Source organism: Pedobacter frigoris (assembly GCF_032678645.1).
Classification (GTDB): Bacteria; Bacteroidota; Bacteroidia; order Sphingobacteriales; family Sphingobacteriaceae; genus Pedobacter; species Pedobacter frigoris_A.
This window is the reverse complement of sequence record NZ_JAVTSP010000006.1, coordinates 196,566-215,960: the sequence shown is the minus strand read 5'-3', so window position 1 is coordinate 215,960 and position 19,395 is coordinate 196,566. Positions and strand designations below refer to the sequence as shown.

Here is a 19,395-nt window from a genome sequence, read left to right as displayed (position 1 = left end):
ACGTATATTTACCAAAATTGATATTTATGGATCAGCATTTTCCTAAAGGCAGTAAAACAAGGATTGTAATTGTAGGAGGTGGATTTGGCGGGATTGAATTGGCTAAGAAGCTTAAAAACAAGGACGTTGATGTGATGATGCTCGACAAACATAATTATCATACTTTTCAGCCATTGCTTTACCAGGTAGCGACAGGAGGCCTGGAGGCTGATTCCATTGCTTTTCCATTAAGAAAAATATTTAAAGGCCAGAAAAACCTGACCTTCCGGGTTACAGAGGCAAAAAAGGTTTTACCTGCTCAAAATATATTGGAGACCAGCATTGGCTCCATCGAATACGATCATTTGGTGATTGCAACAGGCTCTACCAGTAACTTCTTCGGGCAGGCTGAAATAGAAAGCAATGCCATGCCTATGAAATCAATTCCGGAAGCGCTGAACTTAAGGAGTCTGATCCTTCAGAACCTGGAGGCGGCGCAGATTGCAGAGGATCCGGTTTTAAAGGCAGAGCTATTGAATTTTGTAGTGGTTGGTGGCGGACCAACGGGTGTGGAAACTGCGGGGGCAATTGCTGAGCTGAAGAAACATGTACTTAAGAATGATTACCCAGAACTTGATCTGGGGCAGGTAAACATTTACCTGATTGAGGGTTCTCCCGAGCTATTGGGTGCTATGTCTGTACAGGCACAGAAAAAATCAGAAGACTTTTTGAAGGAACTTGGCGTGACTGTCATGACCAATTCGAGGGTACAGGCTTACAACGGAAAAGTTTTAAGCCTTGTCGACGGTAGAAATATCCCTACTTCTACTGTAATCTGGTCGGCCGGTGTAAAGGGCGTGGTCTTAGATGGCTTAAATACGGAAAGCATTGTAAGGGGCAACCGTTTAAAGGTAAATGAGATCAACAGAATCGACGGGCATGAGAATATTTATGCGATTGGCGATGTATCTGCCATGATTACTCCTGAATTTCCTAACGGGCATCCCGGAGTAGCACCTACTGCCATACAACAGGGAAAACTTCTTGCAAAGAACCTGTTAAATATCATTAATAAAAGACCTACAGAACCTTTTAAATATTTCGACAAGGGCGCTATGGCTACGGTCGGGCGAAACCGTGCGGTGGTAGATCTTCATAAAATCAGGTTCCAGGGTGTATTTGCCTGGTTTACCTGGATGTTTGTCCACCTCATGACCCTGGTAGGGTTTAGAAATAAACTCGTAGTATTTGTGAACTGGGTATGGAGCTATTTTAGTTACGACAGAGGCACAAGATTAATTATACGTCCATTTTTCAAAAAAACTAGTGATGAGTCAAAGCTCAATTAAGCTGATAGAGTGTCCGCGTGATGCAATGCAGGGTATCCATGATTTCATTGATACTGATTTAAAAGCCGAATACATTAACCTCTTACTGCAGGTTGGATTTGATACCATAGATTTTGGAAGTTTTGTTTCGCCAAAAGCGATTCCGCAATTGAGAGATACTGCGGAAGTATTGAGCAAACTTAATCTGAGTGACACACATTCGAAGCTGCTTGCTATTGTAGCCAATTTAAGAGGTGTACAGGAAGCTATCCTACATCCGGAGATTAGTTACCTTGGTTTTCCTTTTTCGATCTCTGAGACCTTCCAGCAACGCAATACCAATTCTAGCATTGCTGAATCAATGGAAACGGTAAAGCAGATGCTGGAACTGTGCGACAAGAACAATAAAACAGCGGTTATTTATTTGTCTATGGGTTTTGGAAATCCCTATGGGGATGAATGGAACGAGGAGATTGTAGAAAACTGGGCATCACAATTGGTGAGTAACGGTGCCAAGATCTTGTCTTTATCAGACACTACGGGTGTTTCCTCTCCTGAAAAGATCAGGCGAATATTGCCTGCGTTAGTACAGCGTTTTGAAGGTATTGAAATCGGATTACATTTGCACAGCACACCTGCAACACGCTTAGAAAAGATTGAAGCAGCCTATGAAAGTGGCTGTAAACGCTTTGACAGTGCGCTGATGGGATTTGGGGGTTGTCCGATGGCAACTGATGACCTAACGGGTAACCTAGCTACTGAAGACCTTATCAGTTACCTGCACAGCAAAGGAGAAAATCTGGGATTAAATATGAGCAAATGGCAGGAAGCCCTGCAGTTTTCATCCAGGGTATTTACGTCATCCTGACCTCGAAGAAGCTGCGAAGCAAATTAATTTCAGGCCTTTTTTACCATTTTCATGTGTTGGATACCAGCTTCTTCAAACTGTTCTCCTTCTGCAATAAAGCCAAACCTGGCATAAGTACGCATGGCCTGCAACTGGGCATTGAGGTATATGTATCCGGCATCGCTCGGCAAGTCTGACAAAGCAGCGGCTACCAATGCCTGCCCTATCCTTTTGCCCCGATGTTCTTTTAATACCGCAAAACGCTCGAGTTTATATCCATTGTCTGTTTTGCGCCATCGGCATGCACCACAAGGTTCGTTGTTTAACAGGGCAAGAAAGTGCGTAGATTCATCCTCATGTTCCCACTCTAGTTCAGGCGGACAGTTTTGTTCGTCAACGAATACAGTTTTTCTAACTGCAAATACTTTTTCTAAGTCCTCTTTGCTATTTACCTTATTTACCTGTAGCGCTTCCATGATTTTGAATAATTTATATTAAATAACCGGTGATTTTGAAACAAAAAAAGCGCCACAAAATGTTGTTTGTGACGCTTTCGTATAATTTGAATCCAGGATTACAATTTATCGCTGGCGTCTTTGCAATTTAAGTCTTCGAAAGCTTGTTTTAAACGTTCAACAAACTTTTCTTCACCCTTGCGCAACCAAACGCGTGGATCATAGTATTTTTTGTTTGGTTTGTCTTCTCCATCCGGATTACCGATCTGGCCCTGAAGATAAGCTTCATTAGCTTTATAATAATCTAAAATACCTTCCCAGAATGCCCATTGCATATCTGTATCGATATTCATTTTGATTGCACCATAAGAAATTGCTTCCCTGATCTCTTCCTGAGTAGAACCAGAACCACCGTGGAATACAAAGTTGATAGGCTTCTCAGCAGTCAATGAAAACTTCTCTTTGATATAATCCTGAGAGTTTTTAAGGATAACAGGCTGTAATTTTACGTTTCCTGGCTTGTATACACCGTGTACGTTACCAAAAGCAGCTGCTACTGTAAATTTATCACTTACTTTACTCAGTTCTTCATAAGCATATGCTACTTCAGAAGGCTGTGTATATAATTTAGAACTGTCTACATCACTATTGTCTACACCATCTTCTTCCCCACCGGTTACACCAAGTTCGATTTCAATGGTCATACCTAATTTAGCCATACGCTCCAGGTATTTTGCAGAGATCTCCATGTTCTCTTCGATCGACTCTTCTGAAAGGTCAAGCATGTGCGATGAGAACAATGGTTTTCCATGTTCAGCAAAGAATTTCTCGCCGTGGTCCAATAATCCGTCAATCCATGGCAATAACTTTTTAGCAGCATGATCCGTGTGTAAAACCACTGCCACACCATAGTGTTCAGCTAATAAATGAACATGCTTAGCTGCAGACACTGCACCTAGTACGCAAGCGTTTAAGTTGTCATTGTTTAATGTTTTACCTGCATAAAACTGGGCACCACCATTTGACAATTGAATAATCACGGGTGAATTAACCGCTTTAGCAGTTTCCATTACTGCATTAATCGTATTTGTACCGGTAACATTTACTGCTGGTAATGCAAATTGATGTTTTTTTGCCTGTTCAAATAATTCCTGAACGGCATCTCCGTAAATTACGCCTTTGTAGCCTTTTAAACTCATTCTTTATAATTTTATATATGCCGAAGTTATGAAAAATATCACTTTGGGCAAATGAATAAGGGATTTATTTCGTTTCTTTGTGGTCGCAATTTTTCAAGATATAACACATGGCTTGGTTTAAGAGAGAAAAAAAAGGTATCAGTACGCTGACAGAAGAAAAGAAAGAAGCACCGGATGGTTTGTGGAACAAATGTCCGAATTGCAAAAAAGCCCTTCACAGTGCTGATCTTATTGAAAATAAATATGTTTGCCAATATTGTGATTACCATTTAAGGGTAGGATCTAAAGAATATTTCCAGGTATTATTTGACGATAATAATTTTAAAGAACTTTTTGCAGACCTGACTTCAGGAGATCCGCTTAAGTTTACCGATAGCAAACCATATACAGAAAGACTGGTGGAAAGCATGGCTAAAACAGGTCTCAAAGACGCCATCAGAGCAGGTGTTGGTAAGATAGAAGGCCAAGATCTAGTAATTGCCTGTATGGACTTCAATTTTATTGGCGGTTCAATGGGTTCTGTAGTGGGTGAAAAGATTGCAAGATCTATCGATTATTCTATCAAACATAAAATTCCATTCCTGATGATTTCAAAATCAGGTGGTGCGAGGATGATGGAAGCTGCGTTTTCATTGATGCAAATGGCAAAAACATCTGCCAAATTAGCCCTTCTAAGCGAAGCAAAAATTCCGTACATCTCTTTACTAACAGACCCTACTACAGGGGGTGTAACGGCTTCTTATGCGATGCTGGGGGATATTAATATTGCCGAACCAGGTTCATTGATTGGCTTCGCTGGCCCGAGGGTAATTAAAGAGACCATCAAAAAGGATTTGCCTAAAGGTTTTCAGACAGCAGAGTTCGTGCTAGAGCATGGCTTCCTTGACTTTATTGTAGACAGAAGAGCAATGAAAGCGAAACTAGCTTCATTCCTGAAGATGATGAAGAACTAAGTATTTAAAATACTGATCATAATAAAGGCCCGTTCAAATTGAACGGGCCTTTATTGTGATATGATTATGCTTATTGCTTTATTTAGAATTCAAGAGATCTCTCCTATCGTCGAGATGACGGTTAAAGCTCTTTACTAACCTCCCTGCTTTCCATAGCTCTAGATGATTAAGGCTCTTTACTAACCTCCCTGATTTCCATAAAATTCAGTGTCTTTGAACCGGCATAGCGTTATTTTTGCGAAGCTTAAATCATGCAGCCGGAGAAAAGATCATTGAATTTTACCCTTTACTACTTATTATCTGTCGATAAAGAATAAGGGAAATCCGCTTCCTTAGCTCCCCTTGTCTTATTTGGAGTTGCAGTCATCTCGAAATCCAACACCGCGCCTTTTAACAAATCAGAATGGCTCAACCAGTTTTTCGGATACGCTCCGCCATTATATTTCAAACTCTGAACATACCTGTTCTCGTCGCTGTTTTTAGGCGCATTGATGACTATGGTTTTTCCGTTATCCAATTTTAGTGTTACTTTCTTAAACAATGGTGCTCCAAGTACATACTGATCAACAGCAGGCGTAACCGGATAAAATCCCAATGCGGAGAACACATACCAGGTTGAAGTCTGACCATTATCTTCATCTCCGCAATATCCATCAGGAGTAGGTTTATACATCCTGTTCATGGTTTCCCTCACCCAGTATTGAGTTTTCCATGGCGCACCCGCATAATTGTATAGGTAGATCATGTGTTGAATAGGCTGATTTCCATGTGCATATTGTCCCATATTGGCAATCTGCATTTCGCGAATTTCGTGGATCACTCCACCGTAATAACTATCGTCAAAAATTGGAGGTAAAGTGAATACAGAGTCAAGTTTGGTTACGAATTTTTCTTTTCCGCCCATTAGTTTGGCCAATCCATCAATATCCTGAAATACAGACCATGAGTAGTGCCAGCTGTTTCCTTCCGTAAAAGCGTCACCCCATTTAAAAGGATTAAAAGGAGATTGGAATTTACCATCTTTATTCTTTCCGCGCATTAAGCCGCTGGCAGGATCAAACAGGTTCTTGTAGTTCATACTGCGCTTTTTATAAATGTCAATTTCTGAGGCAGGTTTTCCTAGAGCTTTACCCAATTGATAAATTGCAAAATCGTCGTATGCATATTCTAAGGTTCTGGCCGCATTTTCATTGATCTTTACATCGTAAGGTACGTATCCAAGATCATTGTAATAATTCACACCACGACGTCCGGTAGCTCTTGGACCTTCATTATTAGCACCATGTTTTACGGCATCCCATAGTGTATTGATGTCATAACCACGCAAGCCTTTGATGTAAGCATCCGCAACAACAGAAGCAGAATTGTTTCCGATCATACAATCTGAATAACCCGGACTAGACCATTCAGGTAGCCATCCCCCTTCTTTATAATCATTTGCCAGACCTTCCTGCATCTCTTTATTAATGGATGGATACATCAGGTTTAAGAATGGATACAGTGCCCTGAATGTATCCCAGAACCCTGTACCTGCAAATTTATACCCCGGAGAAGTTTTTCCTGTAAATGGACTCCAATGAACAATCTTATTGTCTTTATCCACTTCATACATCTTGTGAGGGAAGAAAAGTGCACGATAAAGGCTTGAATAAAATGTTCGTGTCTGATCTATGGTACCGCCTTCTACAGAAATCTTATCCAGGATTTTGTTCCACACAGCCTTAGCTTTTGATTTCGTAGTTTCAAAATTATCGTTGGCAAGCTCTCTCTTCAAGTTGACATCAGCCTGTTCGATGCTGATAAAAGAAGAAGCGATTCTCATATGTACCTGTTCGCCTTTTGCTGTTTTGAAACCAACAATAGCTCCAGAGTGATCGGCTTTTACTTCAAGCTCACCCTTCAGCAATTCTTTTCCTTTCCATCCGTTTGCAGATGCGAAAGGCTTATCAAAATAAGCGACAAAATAGTTTTTAAAACTATCATCTACCTGGTGAGAGTGCCGGGTACTATAGCCTATGATCTTCCTTTCCGCAGGGATGATCTTGATGTAAGACCCCTTATCAAAAGCATCTACAACTATGTAAGATTCATCAGATTTAGGGAAAGTAAAACGAAACTGGGCCGCTCGTTCTGTAGGTGTAATTTCAGTAGTCACATCAGCATCAGCCAGGTATACGCTATAATAATAGGGTTTTACGGTTTCTGCTTTATGCGAGAACCAGCTCGCACGTTCATCTTCAGCAAACTTTAGCTTTCCCGTCACCGGCATCACAGAAAATTGCCCGTAGTCATTCATCCACGGAGAAGGCTGGTGAGTTTGTTTAAATCCACGGATTTTGTCGGCATCATAGGTATATGCCCAACCATTTCCCATATTGCCGGTTTGGGGCGTCCAGAAGTTCATTCCCCAAGGTAATGCGATGGTAGGATATGTATTTCCATTGGACAATGAGGGCTTACTTGCCGTTCCCATAAGCGGATTGATCCACTCCACGGGGTCAGTGACTTTTCCTACAGTTTGGGCAAAAGTACCAAGGGATGCCAAAACAAGGGAGGCTGTGAAAAATTGCTTGATCATTATATTTAGTTTTGTGTGATTTAAATAGTTGGGTTTTCTGAATAGCTTTTCCAAAGCTCATCTAGTGTTTTACCAGTTTCCTTTTGCCAGATGTCTTTTGAATAAGTATGAGAACGCATGCTGTTGTCTAGCTTTTTTACAATTCCATTATTGCCATTGCTCTCGAGCCAGGCAAGAAATCTAGCTGTAATTCGGTAACTATTGGTATAGCTTTGATTGGTATTATACTCAGGAAGCGACCATCCGGCACCTTTGTTATCAACACCAAATTTGTACCTTACATAATCTGCAATGCCTTCGGTAAGCCACCCTGGACCGGAACGCCCTTTATATGCTTGCACGACGTGCATGGCTTCATGAGTTACCACATCAACATCACCGGGATTCTGCTTGAAGTAAGCGGGGCTGTAAACTATCCTGCCCCCTCCAGTTGCAGCTACACCTTTATAAGCGGTGTCAATTAAAAAATTCACTTCTTTATCAGCTTCTTTATTGTATTCTTTTACCAGTTTAGGATAAATAACGAAAAAGGTTTCTATCATCCTGGTTTTTAATGCGGGATCAAAATCTTTATCTAGGCTGGTGAAATTTAGAGTAAAGCCGTGTTTTTTAAATGTTTCTTTTTCCTGGGCTTTTAATTGTGCTATTGCCAATAATGGAATGATAAAAGATAATAGCGTAATTGTTCTATTCATATGTGGTTCAAATTTTAAAACGTTTTAGCAAAAACAAATAAACATAATAAAAAACAAATTACAAAGCAAAAAAAAGCAGTATGGTATACATACTGCTTTTCAATTATTCCTTTTTAATCTAAGATTACTCTGTTCCCGGTATCACTCCTGGCTCGTGACTGGAACCTAAAGGTTTATGATTACGCGCCGGTTTTTTAGTGAATGCCGACCTGTCGAGGTTGGCTACTGAGGATGTCTCTCCACTCGTCTCGTTTTCTTTGTTGAATTCAGTTTCTTTATAAACTGTTTTGTTATGCTTGTCCTGATTTGCTTTCTCTGAAATGCTCATAATCTATAGGGTTAAGTTAAAAAATGATGAGTTATCATATTATTAACACGCTATAAATCAATATTGTTTAAAAAAGCTTTAGGCAGTTACATTCTGATTAACAATCTGTTTTACTTTATCTACTACAAAGTCAAGCTCTTCTTTTGTATTGTACTTGCTGAATGAAAACCTTACCGACGGTCGATTAGGATCAGCAGAAATACCACTTAATACATGCGAACCAATATTGGAGCCCGAAGAGCAGGCACTACCGCCAGATGCAGCCACACCATTGATATCCAGATTAAACAATAGCATATCAGCCATATCCATTGCCGGAAAAGAAACATTGAGCACTGTATATAAACTTTTTTCTGGAGCGGTTTCTCCATTAAAATAAAGATCAGGGATTTCAGCGGTCAGTTTTTCTTTCAAATAAGATTTTAATTCTTGAATATGGTCCTGATGCTGCTGCATTTCAGCATAAGCAATCTCAAGTGCTTTTGCCATGCCGACAATTCCATATACATTTTCAGTACCTCCGCGCATATTACGCTCCTGTGCACCTCCAAAGATCATCGGGCTGATCTTTATAGAATGGTTCACAAATAAGAACCCTACGCCTTTAGGCCCGTGTAATTTGTGCGCAGCACAAACAATAAAATGTGCTTTAAGTTTTCTAACATCATGTGCATAATGCCCCATGGTCTGCACGGTATCACAGTGATATATAGCATCATATTGTTCACAAATATCTCCAACCCTTTCTATATCGGTTAATGTACCCAATTCATTATTGGCGTGCATTAAGGATACGAATGAACGTTCATTGGTCTTTAATAATTCTTCCAGATGATCATAATCGATATTGCCCTTGTTATCTACATTGACAAAACTCAACTTATCAATTACACCTTGCTTCAGTAGCATGTTTAGCGTATGCTCAACAGCATGATGTTCTATTTTAGAGGTAATTGCATGTTTAATATTATAGGCAGCGATACCACAGCGAATGGCCGTATTATCGGCTTCCGTTCCTCCTGAGGTAAAAAAAATTTCGGCAGGAGTAGCATTTAAAAGTCCGGCAACTGTTTTTCTTGCTTTCTCTATAAGGGTCCGCACCTCTCTGCCCTGCGCATGAATAGAAGATGGATTCCCATAATGTGTATTCATTACATTGACCATTTCTGTTATTACAACCGGATCAAGAGGAGTAGTTGCAGCGTTATCTAAATAAATCCTGTTCATTTTATTAACTCAGTTTTAATATTTCTTTAATATCTGATATAATTTTTGAGGCCAGATTTTCAGCTACTGTTTCTGTACTAGCCTCGCTATATATACGAATAATAGGTTCTGTGTTTGACCTGCGTAAATGTACCCATTGTTTATCAAATTCTATCTTCAAACCATCAATTGTGGTATTCGGCTGATCTTTGTAGCGCTCCTGAACTTTAACCATAAGGGCGTCGATATCCATTTCCGGTGTTAAAGTGATCTTATTTTTAGAAATATGATATTCAGGATAGCTTTTACGCAATACAGAAATAGGCTTTCCAAATTTAGCCAGATGTGTTAAAAACAATGCAATACCTACTAATGCGTCGCGACCGTAATGTAATTCAGGATAAATAATACCTCCATTACCTTCACCTCCAATGATGGCATTAGTTGCTTTCATCTTATTTACCACATTCACCTCTCCTACCGCAGATGCATGGTATTCACCTCCCGATTTTTCGGTAACATCTCTCAATGCTCTTGTAGAAGAAAGGTTTGAAACAGAGTTTCCAGGAGTATTTTTCAAAATATAGTCCGCAACAGCAACCAGGGTATATTCTTCTCCAAACATACTTCCGTCTTCATTTACAAAACACAGACGGTCTACGTCCGGATCAACTACAATACCGAGGTCTGCATTTTTACTTTGTACAACTTTGGCTATTTCTGTTAAGTTTTCAGGAAGCGGTTCAGGATTATGAGGGAAATGCCCGTTTGGCTCACAATACAATTCATAAACTGTTTCAACGCCAAGCGCTTTCAATAAAGCGGGAACAAATATCCCTCCGGTAGAGTTTACACAATCAATTGCGATTTTAAAGTTGGCTGCTTTAATAGCGGCAACATCGACTAAAGGAAGATCCAATATGATGTCAATGTGCTTCTGCAGATAGGTATCATTACTGATCACTTTACCTAAGGCATCTACATCAGCAAATTCAAATTCAGATTTTTCAGCAATATCTAATACCTCTTTTCCATCAGCATCACTAATGAACTCACCTTTTTCATTCAAAAGTTTTAAAGCATTCCATTGCTTTGGATTGTGACTGGCAGTTAAAATGATACCACCTCCTGCTTTTTCCATTGGAACAGCAATTTCTACTGTCGGTGTAGTAGACAACCCTAAATCGATTACTTCAATTCCGAGTCCCTGCAATGTACCAATAACCAGGTTATTGACCATTTCACCTGAAATTCTTGCATCACGGCCTAAAACAATCTTTTTATTATTTGTTTTATTAACCACCCATGAGCCATAGGCTGCTGTAAATTTAACAATATCAATAGGAGTTAAACCATTACCAGCTATACCGCCGATAGTTCCCCTTATACCAGAGATAGATTTTATTAGTGTCAAAGTTTTAAGATTTTTTTCAAACTTAGATAAAAGTGCGCATGAGTTACGAACATTTTTTTAAAAAAATCAATATTGAATGGAATTAAACAAATGCAACAAAGTAAATAATACTTAAGGATGCAGTTCAAAATACTATCTTTGTCTTTTTCTAAAACATCAAAATACTGGCTCTATGCAGCGTAAATGGTTTCAATATTGGTTTAATTCTCCGTTTTATCATATTCTATATAGTCAAAGAAATGATGCAGAAGCAGAATTTTTAATTGATAATTTATCTGCCTATCTGAAACCGGCCGCAGCGTCAAGAATACTTGATATCGCCTGTGGCAGAGGCAGACACGCCATATACCTTAATAAAAAAGGCTATGATGTAACCGGCATCGACCTATCAGAACAAAGCATCAAATATGCTCAGCAATTTGAGCAGAAAAACCTGCATTTCTTTGTCCACGATATGCGTAAGTTGTCTTTCATCAATTATTTTGACATTGCTTTAAATCTTTTTACCAGTTTTGGCTATTTCGAAACCGAGAAAGATCATGTAAATGCACTTAAAGCTTTCAGAAAAGGGTTAAAAGAAAATGGCACTTTAGTAATCGATTATTTCAACACTGAAAAAATCGTTAAAAATCTGACGCATCAGGAAACTAAAACACTGGAAGGAATAGAGTTTCATCTGCATAAGTTTGTCTCAGAAGGCAAAATCATTAAACATATCAATTTTGAACACAGAGGTAAAACATACGCTTTCGAAGAGCGTGTACAAGCTTTCAAATTGAGTGATTTTGAACGTATGTTTGAGAAAAGTGGATTAGCGATTACTGCTACTTTCGGCAGTTACGCACTTGACCCGTATGACGAAATCAAATCTGACCGTTTAATCTTAGTTTGTAAAAAAGCATGATAGAGAGTTTACAGCAATTTGATGCCGAACTCTTTCTGAAGATTCACCGGGGACTTTCCAATCCTTTTTTTGATTGGCTATTGCCCCTGATGAGGAATCGTTTTTTTTGGGCACCACTTTACCTGTTTATTCTTGTCTTCTGTTTTATTGAATATAAAAAAAAGGGATGGTATATCATAGGTATGCTGCTTTTTACGTTTGCAATGGGCGACATGCTTGCTTCCAGGTTAATTAAGCCTTTTATAGCACGTCTAAGACCATGCAATGAGCTTACTCTTGCAAATGACATCATTCACAGGGTACCTTGTGGGAGTGGCTATAGCTTCCCTTCTGCACATGCCACCAATCATTTTGCTATTGCTGTATTTCTGATATTTGTTTTCTATGATAAATGGAAACCGATTTTACCTATTGGACTTGCCTGGGCTTTTATTATTGCCTTCTCTCAAATTTATGTTGGGGTACACTACCCGATAGATGTCATGGTTGGATCAGTACTAGGTATCATCATTGGTTTATGTACAGCAAAACTTTATAAAACACTACAACCGCAACTATAATGGAAATCTGGAAGATACTTATTTTATTCTTAAGTGCATTTTTAGGAGGCATGGGCATATTTCTGGTTAAAAGTGATAAGTCACAGCTGCTAAAACTGATCTTATCTTTTAGCGGGGCCTACCTGTTTGCAATCACTGTGTTGCACCTGATACCTGACGCTTATCATGGGGCTGACCATGAAGACATAGGTATTTTTATACTGATAGGTTTCTTGTTGCAGGTCTTTTTAGAGCAATTCTCCGAAGGTGTAGAACATGGCCATATCCACAAGCATAATGACGCTAAAATATTTCCCTATGGAATAATGATCAGTTTATGTCTGCATGCTTTTCTTGAAGGTATGCCTTTGGCAAAAGACCAGCATAATGCTTTAATATTTGGAATTTCACTTCACCACATTCCAGCTGCTTTTGCACTTGGAAGTATTTTGATGCAAAACCATTTTAAAAGAGGGAATATAGTCGTATATATTGCAATATTTGCAATAATGGCACCTTTGGGCTTTTACGTGAGCTATGGCATCAGCAATGGAAGCATTGGTGGTATTGAAAATTACTTTAGCCGAATTATGGGTATAGTAATAGGTATATTCCTGCATATATCAACCACCATTTTATTTGAATCCAGTGTTGACCATAAAGTAACTAAAAGAAAAATGATTGCAGTGCTTTGTGGAATAGGTATAGCTTTAATTGGATACTTTACTTCTGGTCACTCCCATTAGCCTCTCATTTTATCCAACAAATAATTAAGCTGTCCAGCCTCTTCATCGGTTAAATTTGATGAAATAGGAGCGGAAAGATCTACTTCCTGATCCATTTGCTTCAAAAGTTCCAGTCCTTTTTCACTAATGAGTATATCTACTGCCCGTTTATCGACCGGATTGGATTTTTTCACTACGAGTTCTTTCTGAACAAGCCTGTCCACGATCCTCGAGGCATCGCACATCTTATCCAGAATTCTCGCTTTTAAAAGATTAATTGTACTGGGCTTAGGGTATTGCCCCCGCAAGATCCTCAACACGTTAAATTGCTGAGTAGTGACGTTATAAGGCATCATAGCCTGTTTAAATTTATCATTGCACCAGTTACATGTAAATATCACATTTACAACTGCCTGCTGATGTGCACTTTCAAATCGCGACGCCTGAATTTCTTTCTGCAACTGCATATTATATCTTCTTATCTTTTTGAGATGCACTTTTTACTTTTGGCTTTCCATAACCCCAGGGACAATGTTTACATTTATTCTTACAGCAATGTCCTCTTTTTAAATGATAGGCTTCGGTAAAAACCATCAAGCCTTGTTCATTAAAGTAATAGTCTACATCCTTTTCCATCAGTTAAGCAATTTAACTACCAAACTTTTTTCATAATGCATTTTTAAGTGATTGCCGTTGCCATGATTGGTCCAAACTTGTGATGGTTTAACTTTCTCAATGGTTAAAATGATGTCATTCCAGTCGGCATGATCTGAAATATAAAGTTGTATTTCATGGCCGCTCTGCAGGTGCTTCCAGCCCGTTGCAAATACGCGGACGACATTTATTGCCTTAAAATAACTCTTAAAAACCATTGGCGGGACGATGTAAACCATATGTTCAGGATTATTTTTCATGACCTTCCTGTCATATATTTCATACTTGCCCATATTGATACCCATCTGCTCATATATCTTTACAAAAGGCATCATACTATGATGTACCAATATCCTTTTTTCCGTACAATGATCATTCATTAAACTAATCAGTCTCTGGCATTTACCAAGTGCATAAGCCCCTAGCATAATGTTGTTTTTCGTTGAATTTAACTTTAGAATCTCCTCTTCAGCAGAAGGATGCTGCGTCTTGGGGTCTGCAAAGGTTGTTTCTGTAATCAACACATCTGCTTCCACAAAAGATATTGGTTCACAGGTTTTATCAGGCTGTAATTTATAATCTCCCGTATATAGGTATCTAACTCCTTCATACTCCATTAAAACCATCGCAGAGCCTAAAATATGTCCGGCAGGGATAAAGGTGACCTTCACTCCGTTTACGTCAAAAACAGCATTAAAATTGTGGATATGAAATTCCCCTCCTGCAAACTTCCTGTACCTGTGTTTCATAAATAGGGATGTGGCTTCAGTACAATACACATTGAGGTTTCCTCCTACGGCATGGTCGCCGTGGGCATGCGAAATCACAGCCTGTTTTACGGGTTCTTTTGGATCCAGGTAAAAATCGCCATAACGGCAAAACAGACCGATTTTATCGATCATTATAAAATCGTCAAGTATCATTTAGTGTTTTATATTTAAGAATAAGTGATGTAATTCCAATACCTGTTGTATTAAAGAATTACTTTCATCATTGTGAATGAGGTAGTCAGCCAGTTTGATTTTTTGCTCATCAGTCAACTGTTTATCCATTCTGGCTTTAACCTGTTCTGCGGTTACCTGATCGCGTTTTATGACACGATCCAATTTCAACTCCAAAGGAGCCGTTACCAATATATTTTTGTCACACATTTTATAGGAGCCACTTTCAAATAACAAAGCAGCCTCTTTCAGAACATAAGGCACTTCAGTTTTCAGGTTTGCAACCCATGTATCAAAAGCTCTAAAAACAGCTGGATGTACCAATTGATTAAGTTTTAATAATTCTGCTTCGTTATTAAAGACAATATTCGCGATGTGCTTATTATTTAATCCTCCATCAGGGAGATAACTTTCCTGACCAAAAGTATCTTTTACTCCTTTAATCAGGATCTCATCATCCACCATAATTTGCTTTGCCACCGTGTCAGCATAAAAGACAGGAATCCCGAGTGTTTCAAATATCCTGCAAATTGTGGTCTTTCCACTCCCGATACCACCTGTAATCCCTATTTTCATTAGTCTATAATTTTTTGAATGATGATAAAGCCATTATCCGCTTTATCATCTTAGTTGCAAATGTAGATCATAACGACTTAAACATCATCTTTCAATAATAAAATCAATTTTTGCCGGTGCTATCTTTACTAACTTACAATAATCCGGGAAACGGGTTATTTTTACCCTTAGCTGATTGTGGTTAAGATTCCTCCATTCACTTAAATCGACAACTGCATCAATAAAGTTTTCATCGATCTGCTGATATCTTGACAACGCTACCTGAAACGTAACTTTTATCTTTTTTGGATAAAGCTTAACATTATAATACTCCTTGTTATTGATTATGGTAAGAGGAAGCTCAACTGTCTTTTCAGTAAACTCATCTACAGGAACTTTCACCTCTGCACTGGTAGGAAAAATACTGACGTTCTTTAATTTATTTTGAGCCATAGCAACCCTTGCACCTGTTGAAGCCTGAATGTTTTTTAGCGCCAGCGTATCCGTAGGCCACTCCTTAATTTTTTCAAGTTCCTGTTCGGGCCCTGACAAAGTAACATATTCCGGAATAATTTCTATATCATTAGAAATTCCAAACTGGTTTACAAAATTGAAGTTGGAAACCAGTTTAACAGGTACTCTTTTCACTGTACGTTCAGAAAAATCGAAGTAAAGTGTGTCAGGCTTGACAGAAATGATCTTTTGTGATGTTTCGAGTTGCCTGTTTACGTTATATAATTGTTCTGAGAAAAGTATAAAATTTCTATTATTCAGTTTATCAAGGCTTATACTTATGGATTGAGGTTTTACCCTAAGCCTGGCAAAAAGCAATTGCCATCCTGTTCCTTCGACCTGCAGGTCAACAGTATCCGACTGTAGTGCATGAAAAGCTCTCTTTTGAGGAAAATTCTTGTAAACAAGTACTGTCTTTGCCGTATAAACATACTTATTATTTAGTGCAAGAAATAGCCATGCTCCAATTGCCATCAGTAAACAGGTAATTAAAACAATGATACGCTTGCGTTCTATTTTTGTGAGTTTTATAAACGGCATAAGTATAAGGTAGACAAACTTACTAAAACAAAAAAGCCGCTCCAAATACTGAAGCGGCTTTTAAAAGTTAATTGTGAGGCTTAGGCCTTTGCAGTATCAATTTTTGGAGTTTCTGCCTTAGGTGCCGCGGCTTTAGTAGCATCTAAAGAAACCGCAGTTTTATCAAAACGGATTTTTGCACCGCTCTCTACTTCAATCAAAAAGGTTGTTTCATTCATATCCACAATTCTGCCGTGAATACCTGCAGTTGTCACTATTTTATCTCCTTTTTTTAGTTCTGAGACTAGTTTTTTATGATCTTTTGCTTTTTTAACCTGAGGTCTGATCATGAAAAAATAAAACACGACCATGATTAGCACCATAGGAACCAGGGTACCCAACATATCTGGTGATCCTGCTCTTAAAATTATTGTTGATATCATATTATTGTTAAAATTATTGACGTTCTTTTATTTCCCCTGTTAAGTGTAATGCAGTCACAGCAGGAACAGCATTAGAAGTAACCGTGATTACCTTATCCTGAAGACCAATTTTACCATCGCTGTTAAAAACAACTTTGATCTCACCATCCTCACCTGGCTTAATGGGCTCCTTTGGAACCTCAGGAACAGTACATCCGCAACTTGCTTCTGCATTGGTGATGATGAGCGGTCCTTTTCCAGTGTTTTTAAACTTATAACTGTAAGACACTTTTTCACCTTGGGTGATCTTCCCAAAATTATAATTAGCCGTTTCAAAAGCAATTACTGCATCTCCGGCACCTGCAACAGCAGCTACATTCGATGATGAGTCTGAAACTACTGTTGTCGCAGCCTCAGTTTCAGATGATTTGTTTTGTTGGCAGGATGCGAATGTTAAAGCAGCCAATGCCAGTAACAAGGTTTTTTTCATAATTATTATTCTTCTATAAGTCCGCGACCAATTTTAGTAATGCTATTGGTTCTCTTAAGGTCGCCCATAATCTTGTCCAAGATACCGTTAATAAACGAATTACTTTTCGGAGTACTGTAATCTTTTGACAGATCCAAGTATTCATTAATGGTTACTTTAACAGGTATTGAAGGGAAATTTAAAAGTTCACAAATAGCCATCTTCATCAGTATTGTATCCATCAAAGCGATACGCTCTGATTCCCAGTTTTTGGTACGCTCACCGATCATCACCTGATAATCTTTATCGTTTTTAAGTGTGTAAGCAAACAAATCTTCCACAAACTTGCTGTCTTCTTCCCAATCCTGACTAATTGGCGTCAGTTTATTAGCGAAAGGATCCTCAGATGTGAAATTTTTCAATGTCTTAGCAACCATACCCTGCATTACCTCTTTATCTACAGACCAGTTGATGAACTTGTCTTCAAATGCCTGAATGATGTTATGGCTTTTAAGTATAATTTTCCTAAAAATGTACTTAATGATGGTCTTCGACTCTTCCAGACTATTGTCTTCGTCAGCCAGATAAGCTGCGTACTCAGGAGTCACTTTCAGCGTATTAAAAATACCCTTAACAAATTCCGGATCTGCCATCCAGTTGATTTTGTACTTATGTACGGCAGCATTGAAATCCGGGTTTGCTTTTAATGTAACTGTGAACTTGTTGTTCAGCAATTTCATATTAGGACTAAGGTCTTCTGCAGTAGGCAAATGTTTATTTGCTCTTTCAATAGCGTCAATCCCGGTGTATTCTGTAACCTCAACTAAAAGAGACAGCATCCATATGTACATTTCATATACATTGTCAATACTTTGCATTAGCGCCTTCTTCGAGGAAGCTAAATCTCTTTTGTCTGTCATGTGCCAAGCAAATATGTTTTGCAAAGCTTTAATTCTTAAGTGCCTTCTGTTTAACATGAATGTAAGAACGAGTGGTAAATTACCTGTTTATTTAAAATGATGATTTTATTTTTTTGATATCGATGATTCTTTGTTCCGCAATGCGATTTGCTGCCCATACTGTCGGAATATTATCCTTCTTAGACATTTTAATCACATCACGTGTTGCATTGTATATATTTTCCGTCAGCTGCATCGTACGTTTTTTTCCAAAGCCGGTCAATTCTGAATAGCAACTAATCAGTCCGCCTGCGTTGATCAGGTAGTCTGGTGCAAACAGGATACCTTTATCCAGCAGCATTTTTCCATGAATCTGCTCATCCGCTAATTGGTTGTTAGCCGAACCAGCTATGATGGCAAACTTCATTTTCTCAATTGTTTTAGAGTTTACTGTGGCTCCTAATGCACATGGTGCATAGATGTCAGCATTCACTCCAAAAATCTTATCTGCCGCAATCGGCTTAGCTTTGTATGTTCTGGCTACATGCTGTAAACGTTCTTCATTGATGTCACTGATATAGACTTCAACATTTTCAGCCCTCAGCAACTCTACAAGATGCTCTCCTACATTGCCTATCCCCTGTACTACGACAGACCTGCCCGCCAGCATATCTGTGCCAAATACTTCTTTTACACAAGCTTTAATACCTAAAAAAACACCCTTTGCAGTGGTTGGTGATGGATCTCCCGCTCCACCCAGTGATTCAGGAACACCAGTAACATGTTGAGTTTCCATGCGGATATACTCCATGTCTTTAGTGTTGGTACCCACATCTTCGGCTGTAATAAATTCTCCGTTTAAGTTTTTGATAAAGCGGCCATAACTCCTCATCATAGCTTCCGATTTACCTTTTCTTGAATCTCCGATAATTACTGCATTTCCACCGCCAAGGTTAAGGCCTGTTATCGCAGCTTTGTAAGTCATCGCCCTGGATAATCTCAGTACGTCTTCCAGCGCCTCGGCTTCTCCAGAATAACTCCACATCCTTGTTCCTCCTATTGCAGGTCCGAGAGTTGTGTCATGAATGGCTATAATTGCTTTTAAACCGGTATCGGGGTCGTTACAAAAAACAACCTTTTTATGCCCGGAGGCACCAATTTGATCTAAGACGGAATTCACGGGAGAACTATTACCAGACATATAACTTTTGTTTATCAGATAAGCCGCAAAACTAGTTAAAAAAACATTATTTTACCTAGTAATAACCAATTC

Annotated in this window: 22 protein-coding genes; 6 read left to right on the top strand and 16 right to left on the bottom strand. The window is 38.8% G+C overall.

The features are described from left to right. Positions 1-26: 26 nt before the first annotated feature. Complete coding sequence (locus R2Q78_RS18375; RefSeq protein ID WP_316794011.1) at positions 27-1,328, top strand: NAD(P)/FAD-dependent oxidoreductase; 1,302 nt, start codon at positions 27-29, stop codon at positions 1,326-1,328. After that, positions 1,309-2,175: a hydroxymethylglutaryl-CoA lyase gene (locus R2Q78_RS18370; RefSeq protein ID WP_316794010.1), complete on the top strand. Its 867-nt coding sequence runs from the start codon at positions 1,309-1,311 to the stop codon at positions 2,173-2,175. The genes R2Q78_RS18375 and R2Q78_RS18370 overlap by 20 nt, the downstream gene beginning before the upstream one ends. 29 nt (positions 2,176-2,204) lie before the next feature. On the opposite strand, the gene R2Q78_RS18365 is transcribed toward R2Q78_RS18370, so the two are convergent. Together R2Q78_RS18365 and fbaA are read right to left on the bottom strand one after the other, a co-directional pair. After that, a complete protein-coding gene (locus R2Q78_RS18365; RefSeq protein WP_316794009.1) occupies positions 2,205-2,630 on the bottom strand; it encodes a GNAT family N-acetyltransferase in 426 nt (141 codons plus the stop codon). Between the two features lie 98 nt (positions 2,631-2,728). Further along, positions 2,729-3,808 carry a class II fructose-bisphosphate aldolase gene (gene fbaA, locus R2Q78_RS18360; protein WP_316794008.1) on the bottom strand — a complete coding sequence of 360 codons (1,080 nt, stop codon included), beginning with the start codon at positions 3,806-3,808 and terminating at the stop codon, positions 2,729-2,731. Positions 3,809-3,915: 107 nt separating this feature from the next. On the opposite strand from fbaA, the gene accD reads away from it, so the two are divergent. After that, positions 3,916-4,761, top strand: a complete 846-nt coding sequence (gene accD, locus R2Q78_RS18355) for an acetyl-CoA carboxylase, carboxyltransferase subunit beta (RefSeq protein WP_316794007.1) — start codon at positions 3,916-3,918, stop codon at positions 4,759-4,761. A 289-nt stretch (positions 4,762-5,050) separates the two neighbouring features. Here the strand turns inward: accD and R2Q78_RS18350 are convergent, their stop codons facing one another. The 5 genes from R2Q78_RS18350 to glmM form a co-directional block, all read right to left on the bottom strand. Continuing rightward, on the bottom strand, positions 5,051-7,339 hold the full coding sequence (locus tag R2Q78_RS18350; RefSeq protein WP_316794006.1) for a GH92 family glycosyl hydrolase: 2,289 nt from the start codon (positions 7,337-7,339) through the stop codon (positions 5,051-5,053). 20 nt (positions 7,340-7,359) lie between these two features. Beyond that, a complete protein-coding gene (locus R2Q78_RS18345; RefSeq protein WP_316794005.1) occupies positions 7,360-8,034 on the bottom strand; it encodes a basic secretory protein-like protein in 675 nt (224 codons plus the stop codon). A 124-nt stretch (positions 8,035-8,158) separates the two neighbouring features. Continuing rightward, positions 8,159-8,362, bottom strand: coding sequence for a hypothetical protein (locus R2Q78_RS18340; RefSeq protein ID WP_316794004.1), 204 nt, complete (start codon positions 8,360-8,362; stop codon positions 8,159-8,161). Between the two features lie 78 nt (positions 8,363-8,440). Beyond that, positions 8,441-9,589, bottom strand: coding sequence for a cysteine desulfurase family protein (locus R2Q78_RS18335; RefSeq protein ID WP_316794003.1), 1,149 nt, complete (start codon positions 9,587-9,589; stop codon positions 8,441-8,443). A gap of 4 nt (positions 9,590-9,593) precedes the next feature. Next, entirely contained in the window at positions 9,594-10,982 is a 1,389-nt protein-coding gene (gene glmM, locus R2Q78_RS18330) for a phosphoglucosamine mutase (protein WP_316794002.1), read from the bottom strand. 172 nt (positions 10,983-11,154) lie between these two features. On the opposite strand from glmM, the gene R2Q78_RS18325 reads away from it, so the two are divergent. From R2Q78_RS18325 to R2Q78_RS18315, 3 genes are read left to right on the top strand one after another with little or no spacing between them, the layout of a single operon-like run. Then, on the top strand, positions 11,155-11,886 hold the full coding sequence (locus R2Q78_RS18325; RefSeq protein WP_316794001.1) for a class I SAM-dependent methyltransferase: 732 nt from the start codon (positions 11,155-11,157) through the stop codon (positions 11,884-11,886). After that, a complete protein-coding gene (locus tag R2Q78_RS18320; protein WP_316794000.1) occupies positions 11,883-12,446 on the top strand; it encodes a phosphatase PAP2 family protein in 564 nt (187 codons plus the stop codon). The genes R2Q78_RS18325 and R2Q78_RS18320 overlap by 4 nt, the downstream gene beginning before the upstream one ends. Next, on the top strand, positions 12,446-13,171 hold the full coding sequence (locus tag R2Q78_RS18315) for a ZIP family metal transporter (protein WP_316793999.1): 726 nt from the start codon (positions 12,446-12,448) through the stop codon (positions 13,169-13,171). Before R2Q78_RS18320 ends, R2Q78_RS18315 begins: the two co-directional genes overlap by 1 nt. Here R2Q78_RS18315 and R2Q78_RS18310 read toward each other — a convergent pair. From R2Q78_RS18310 to R2Q78_RS18270, 9 genes are all read right to left on the bottom strand, one after another. After that, the gene (locus tag R2Q78_RS18310; RefSeq protein WP_316793998.1) at positions 13,168-13,617 is read right to left on the bottom strand and encodes a MarR family winged helix-turn-helix transcriptional regulator; all 450 of its coding nucleotides are present in this window, start codon (positions 13,615-13,617) and stop codon (positions 13,168-13,170) included. The genes R2Q78_RS18315 and R2Q78_RS18310 overlap by 4 nt on opposite strands. Before the next feature lies 1 nt (position 13,618). After that, a complete protein-coding gene (locus tag R2Q78_RS18305) occupies positions 13,619-13,786 on the bottom strand; it encodes a DUF5522 domain-containing protein (RefSeq protein ID WP_316793997.1) in 168 nt (55 codons plus the stop codon). Continuing rightward, positions 13,786-14,727, bottom strand: coding sequence for an MBL fold metallo-hydrolase (locus R2Q78_RS18300; protein ID WP_316793996.1), 942 nt, complete (start codon positions 14,725-14,727; stop codon positions 13,786-13,788). Before R2Q78_RS18300 ends, R2Q78_RS18305 begins: the two co-directional genes overlap by 1 nt. Continuing rightward, positions 14,728-15,321 carry a dephospho-CoA kinase gene (gene coaE / locus R2Q78_RS18295; RefSeq protein WP_316793995.1) on the bottom strand — a complete coding sequence of 198 codons (594 nt, stop codon included), beginning with the start codon at positions 15,319-15,321 and terminating at the stop codon, positions 14,728-14,730. A gap of 84 nt (positions 15,322-15,405) precedes the next feature. Then, positions 15,406-16,353 carry a YbbR-like domain-containing protein gene (locus R2Q78_RS18290; RefSeq protein WP_316793994.1) on the bottom strand — a complete coding sequence of 316 codons (948 nt, stop codon included), beginning with the start codon at positions 16,351-16,353 and terminating at the stop codon, positions 15,406-15,408. Between the two features lie 80 nt (positions 16,354-16,433). Next, positions 16,434-16,775, bottom strand: coding sequence for a preprotein translocase subunit YajC (gene yajC / locus R2Q78_RS18285; protein ID WP_316793993.1), 342 nt, complete (start codon positions 16,773-16,775; stop codon positions 16,434-16,436). A gap of 13 nt (positions 16,776-16,788) precedes the next feature. After that, positions 16,789-17,244, bottom strand: coding sequence for a DUF1573 domain-containing protein (locus R2Q78_RS18280; protein WP_316793992.1), 456 nt, complete (start codon positions 17,242-17,244; stop codon positions 16,789-16,791). Positions 17,245-17,249: 5 nt separating this feature from the next. Next, entirely contained in the window at positions 17,250-18,200 is a 951-nt protein-coding gene (gene nusB, locus R2Q78_RS18275; protein WP_410478496.1) for a transcription antitermination factor NusB, read from the bottom strand. 34 nt (positions 18,201-18,234) lie between these two features. Further along, complete coding sequence (locus R2Q78_RS18270) at positions 18,235-19,323, bottom strand: Glu/Leu/Phe/Val family dehydrogenase (protein WP_136837605.1); 1,089 nt, start codon at positions 19,321-19,323, stop codon at positions 18,235-18,237. Positions 19,324-19,395: the final 72 nt, after the last annotated feature.

What these genes read in the sequence shown, in the direction of transcription:
- R2Q78_RS18290 (WP_316793994.1), bottom strand. Translation starts at nt 16,353, where the DNA reads ATGCCGTTTATAAAACTCACAAAAATAGAACGCAAGCGTATCATTGTT.
- R2Q78_RS18305 (WP_316793997.1), bottom strand. Translation starts at nt 13,786, where the DNA reads ATGGAAAAGGATGTAGACTATTACTTTAATGAACAAGGCTTGATGGTT.
- R2Q78_RS18365 (WP_316794009.1), bottom strand. Translation starts at nt 2,630, where the DNA reads ATGGAAGCGCTACAGGTAAATAAGGTAAATAGCAAAGAGGACTTAGAA.
- R2Q78_RS18300 (WP_316793996.1), bottom strand. Translation starts at nt 14,727, where the DNA reads ATGATACTTGACGATTTTATAATGATCGATAAAATCGGTCTGTTTTGC.
- accD (WP_316794007.1), top strand. Translation starts at nt 3,916, where the DNA reads ATGGCTTGGTTTAAGAGAGAAAAAAAAGGTATCAGTACGCTGACAGAA.
- R2Q78_RS18335 (WP_316794003.1), bottom strand. Translation starts at nt 9,589, where the DNA reads ATGAACAGGATTTATTTAGATAACGCTGCAACTACTCCTCTTGATCCG.
- fbaA (WP_316794008.1), bottom strand. Translation starts at nt 3,808, where the DNA reads ATGAGTTTAAAAGGCTACAAAGGCGTAATTTACGGAGATGCCGTTCAG.
- R2Q78_RS18270 (WP_136837605.1), bottom strand. Translation starts at nt 19,323, where the DNA reads ATGTCTGGTAATAGTTCTCCCGTGAATTCCGTCTTAGATCAAATTGGT.
- R2Q78_RS18375 (WP_316794011.1), top strand. Translation starts at nt 27, where the DNA reads ATGGATCAGCATTTTCCTAAAGGCAGTAAAACAAGGATTGTAATTGTA.
- coaE (WP_316793995.1), bottom strand. Translation starts at nt 15,321, where the DNA reads ATGAAAATAGGGATTACAGGTGGTATCGGGAGTGGAAAGACCACAATT.
- R2Q78_RS18345 (WP_316794005.1), bottom strand. Translation starts at nt 8,034, where the DNA reads ATGAATAGAACAATTACGCTATTATCTTTTATCATTCCATTATTGGCA.
- R2Q78_RS18280 (WP_316793992.1), bottom strand. Translation starts at nt 17,244, where the DNA reads ATGAAAAAAACCTTGTTACTGGCATTGGCTGCTTTAACATTCGCATCC.
- R2Q78_RS18340 (WP_316794004.1), bottom strand. Translation starts at nt 8,362, where the DNA reads ATGAGCATTTCAGAGAAAGCAAATCAGGACAAGCATAACAAAACAGTT.
- R2Q78_RS18320 (WP_316794000.1), top strand. Translation starts at nt 11,883, where the DNA reads ATGATAGAGAGTTTACAGCAATTTGATGCCGAACTCTTTCTGAAGATT.
- yajC (WP_316793993.1), bottom strand. Translation starts at nt 16,775, where the DNA reads ATGATATCAACAATAATTTTAAGAGCAGGATCACCAGATATGTTGGGT.
- R2Q78_RS18370 (WP_316794010.1), top strand. Translation starts at nt 1,309, where the DNA reads ATGAGTCAAAGCTCAATTAAGCTGATAGAGTGTCCGCGTGATGCAATG.
- R2Q78_RS18315 (WP_316793999.1), top strand. Translation starts at nt 12,446, where the DNA reads ATGGAAATCTGGAAGATACTTATTTTATTCTTAAGTGCATTTTTAGGA.
- R2Q78_RS18325 (WP_316794001.1), top strand. Translation starts at nt 11,155, where the DNA reads ATGCAGCGTAAATGGTTTCAATATTGGTTTAATTCTCCGTTTTATCAT.
- R2Q78_RS18310 (WP_316793998.1), bottom strand. Translation starts at nt 13,617, where the DNA reads ATGCAGTTGCAGAAAGAAATTCAGGCGTCGCGATTTGAAAGTGCACAT.
- nusB (WP_410478496.1), bottom strand. Translation starts at nt 18,200, where the DNA reads ATGTTAAACAGAAGGCACTTAAGAATTAAAGCTTTGCAAAACATATTT.
- R2Q78_RS18350 (WP_316794006.1), bottom strand. Translation starts at nt 7,339, where the DNA reads ATGATCAAGCAATTTTTCACAGCCTCCCTTGTTTTGGCATCCCTTGGT.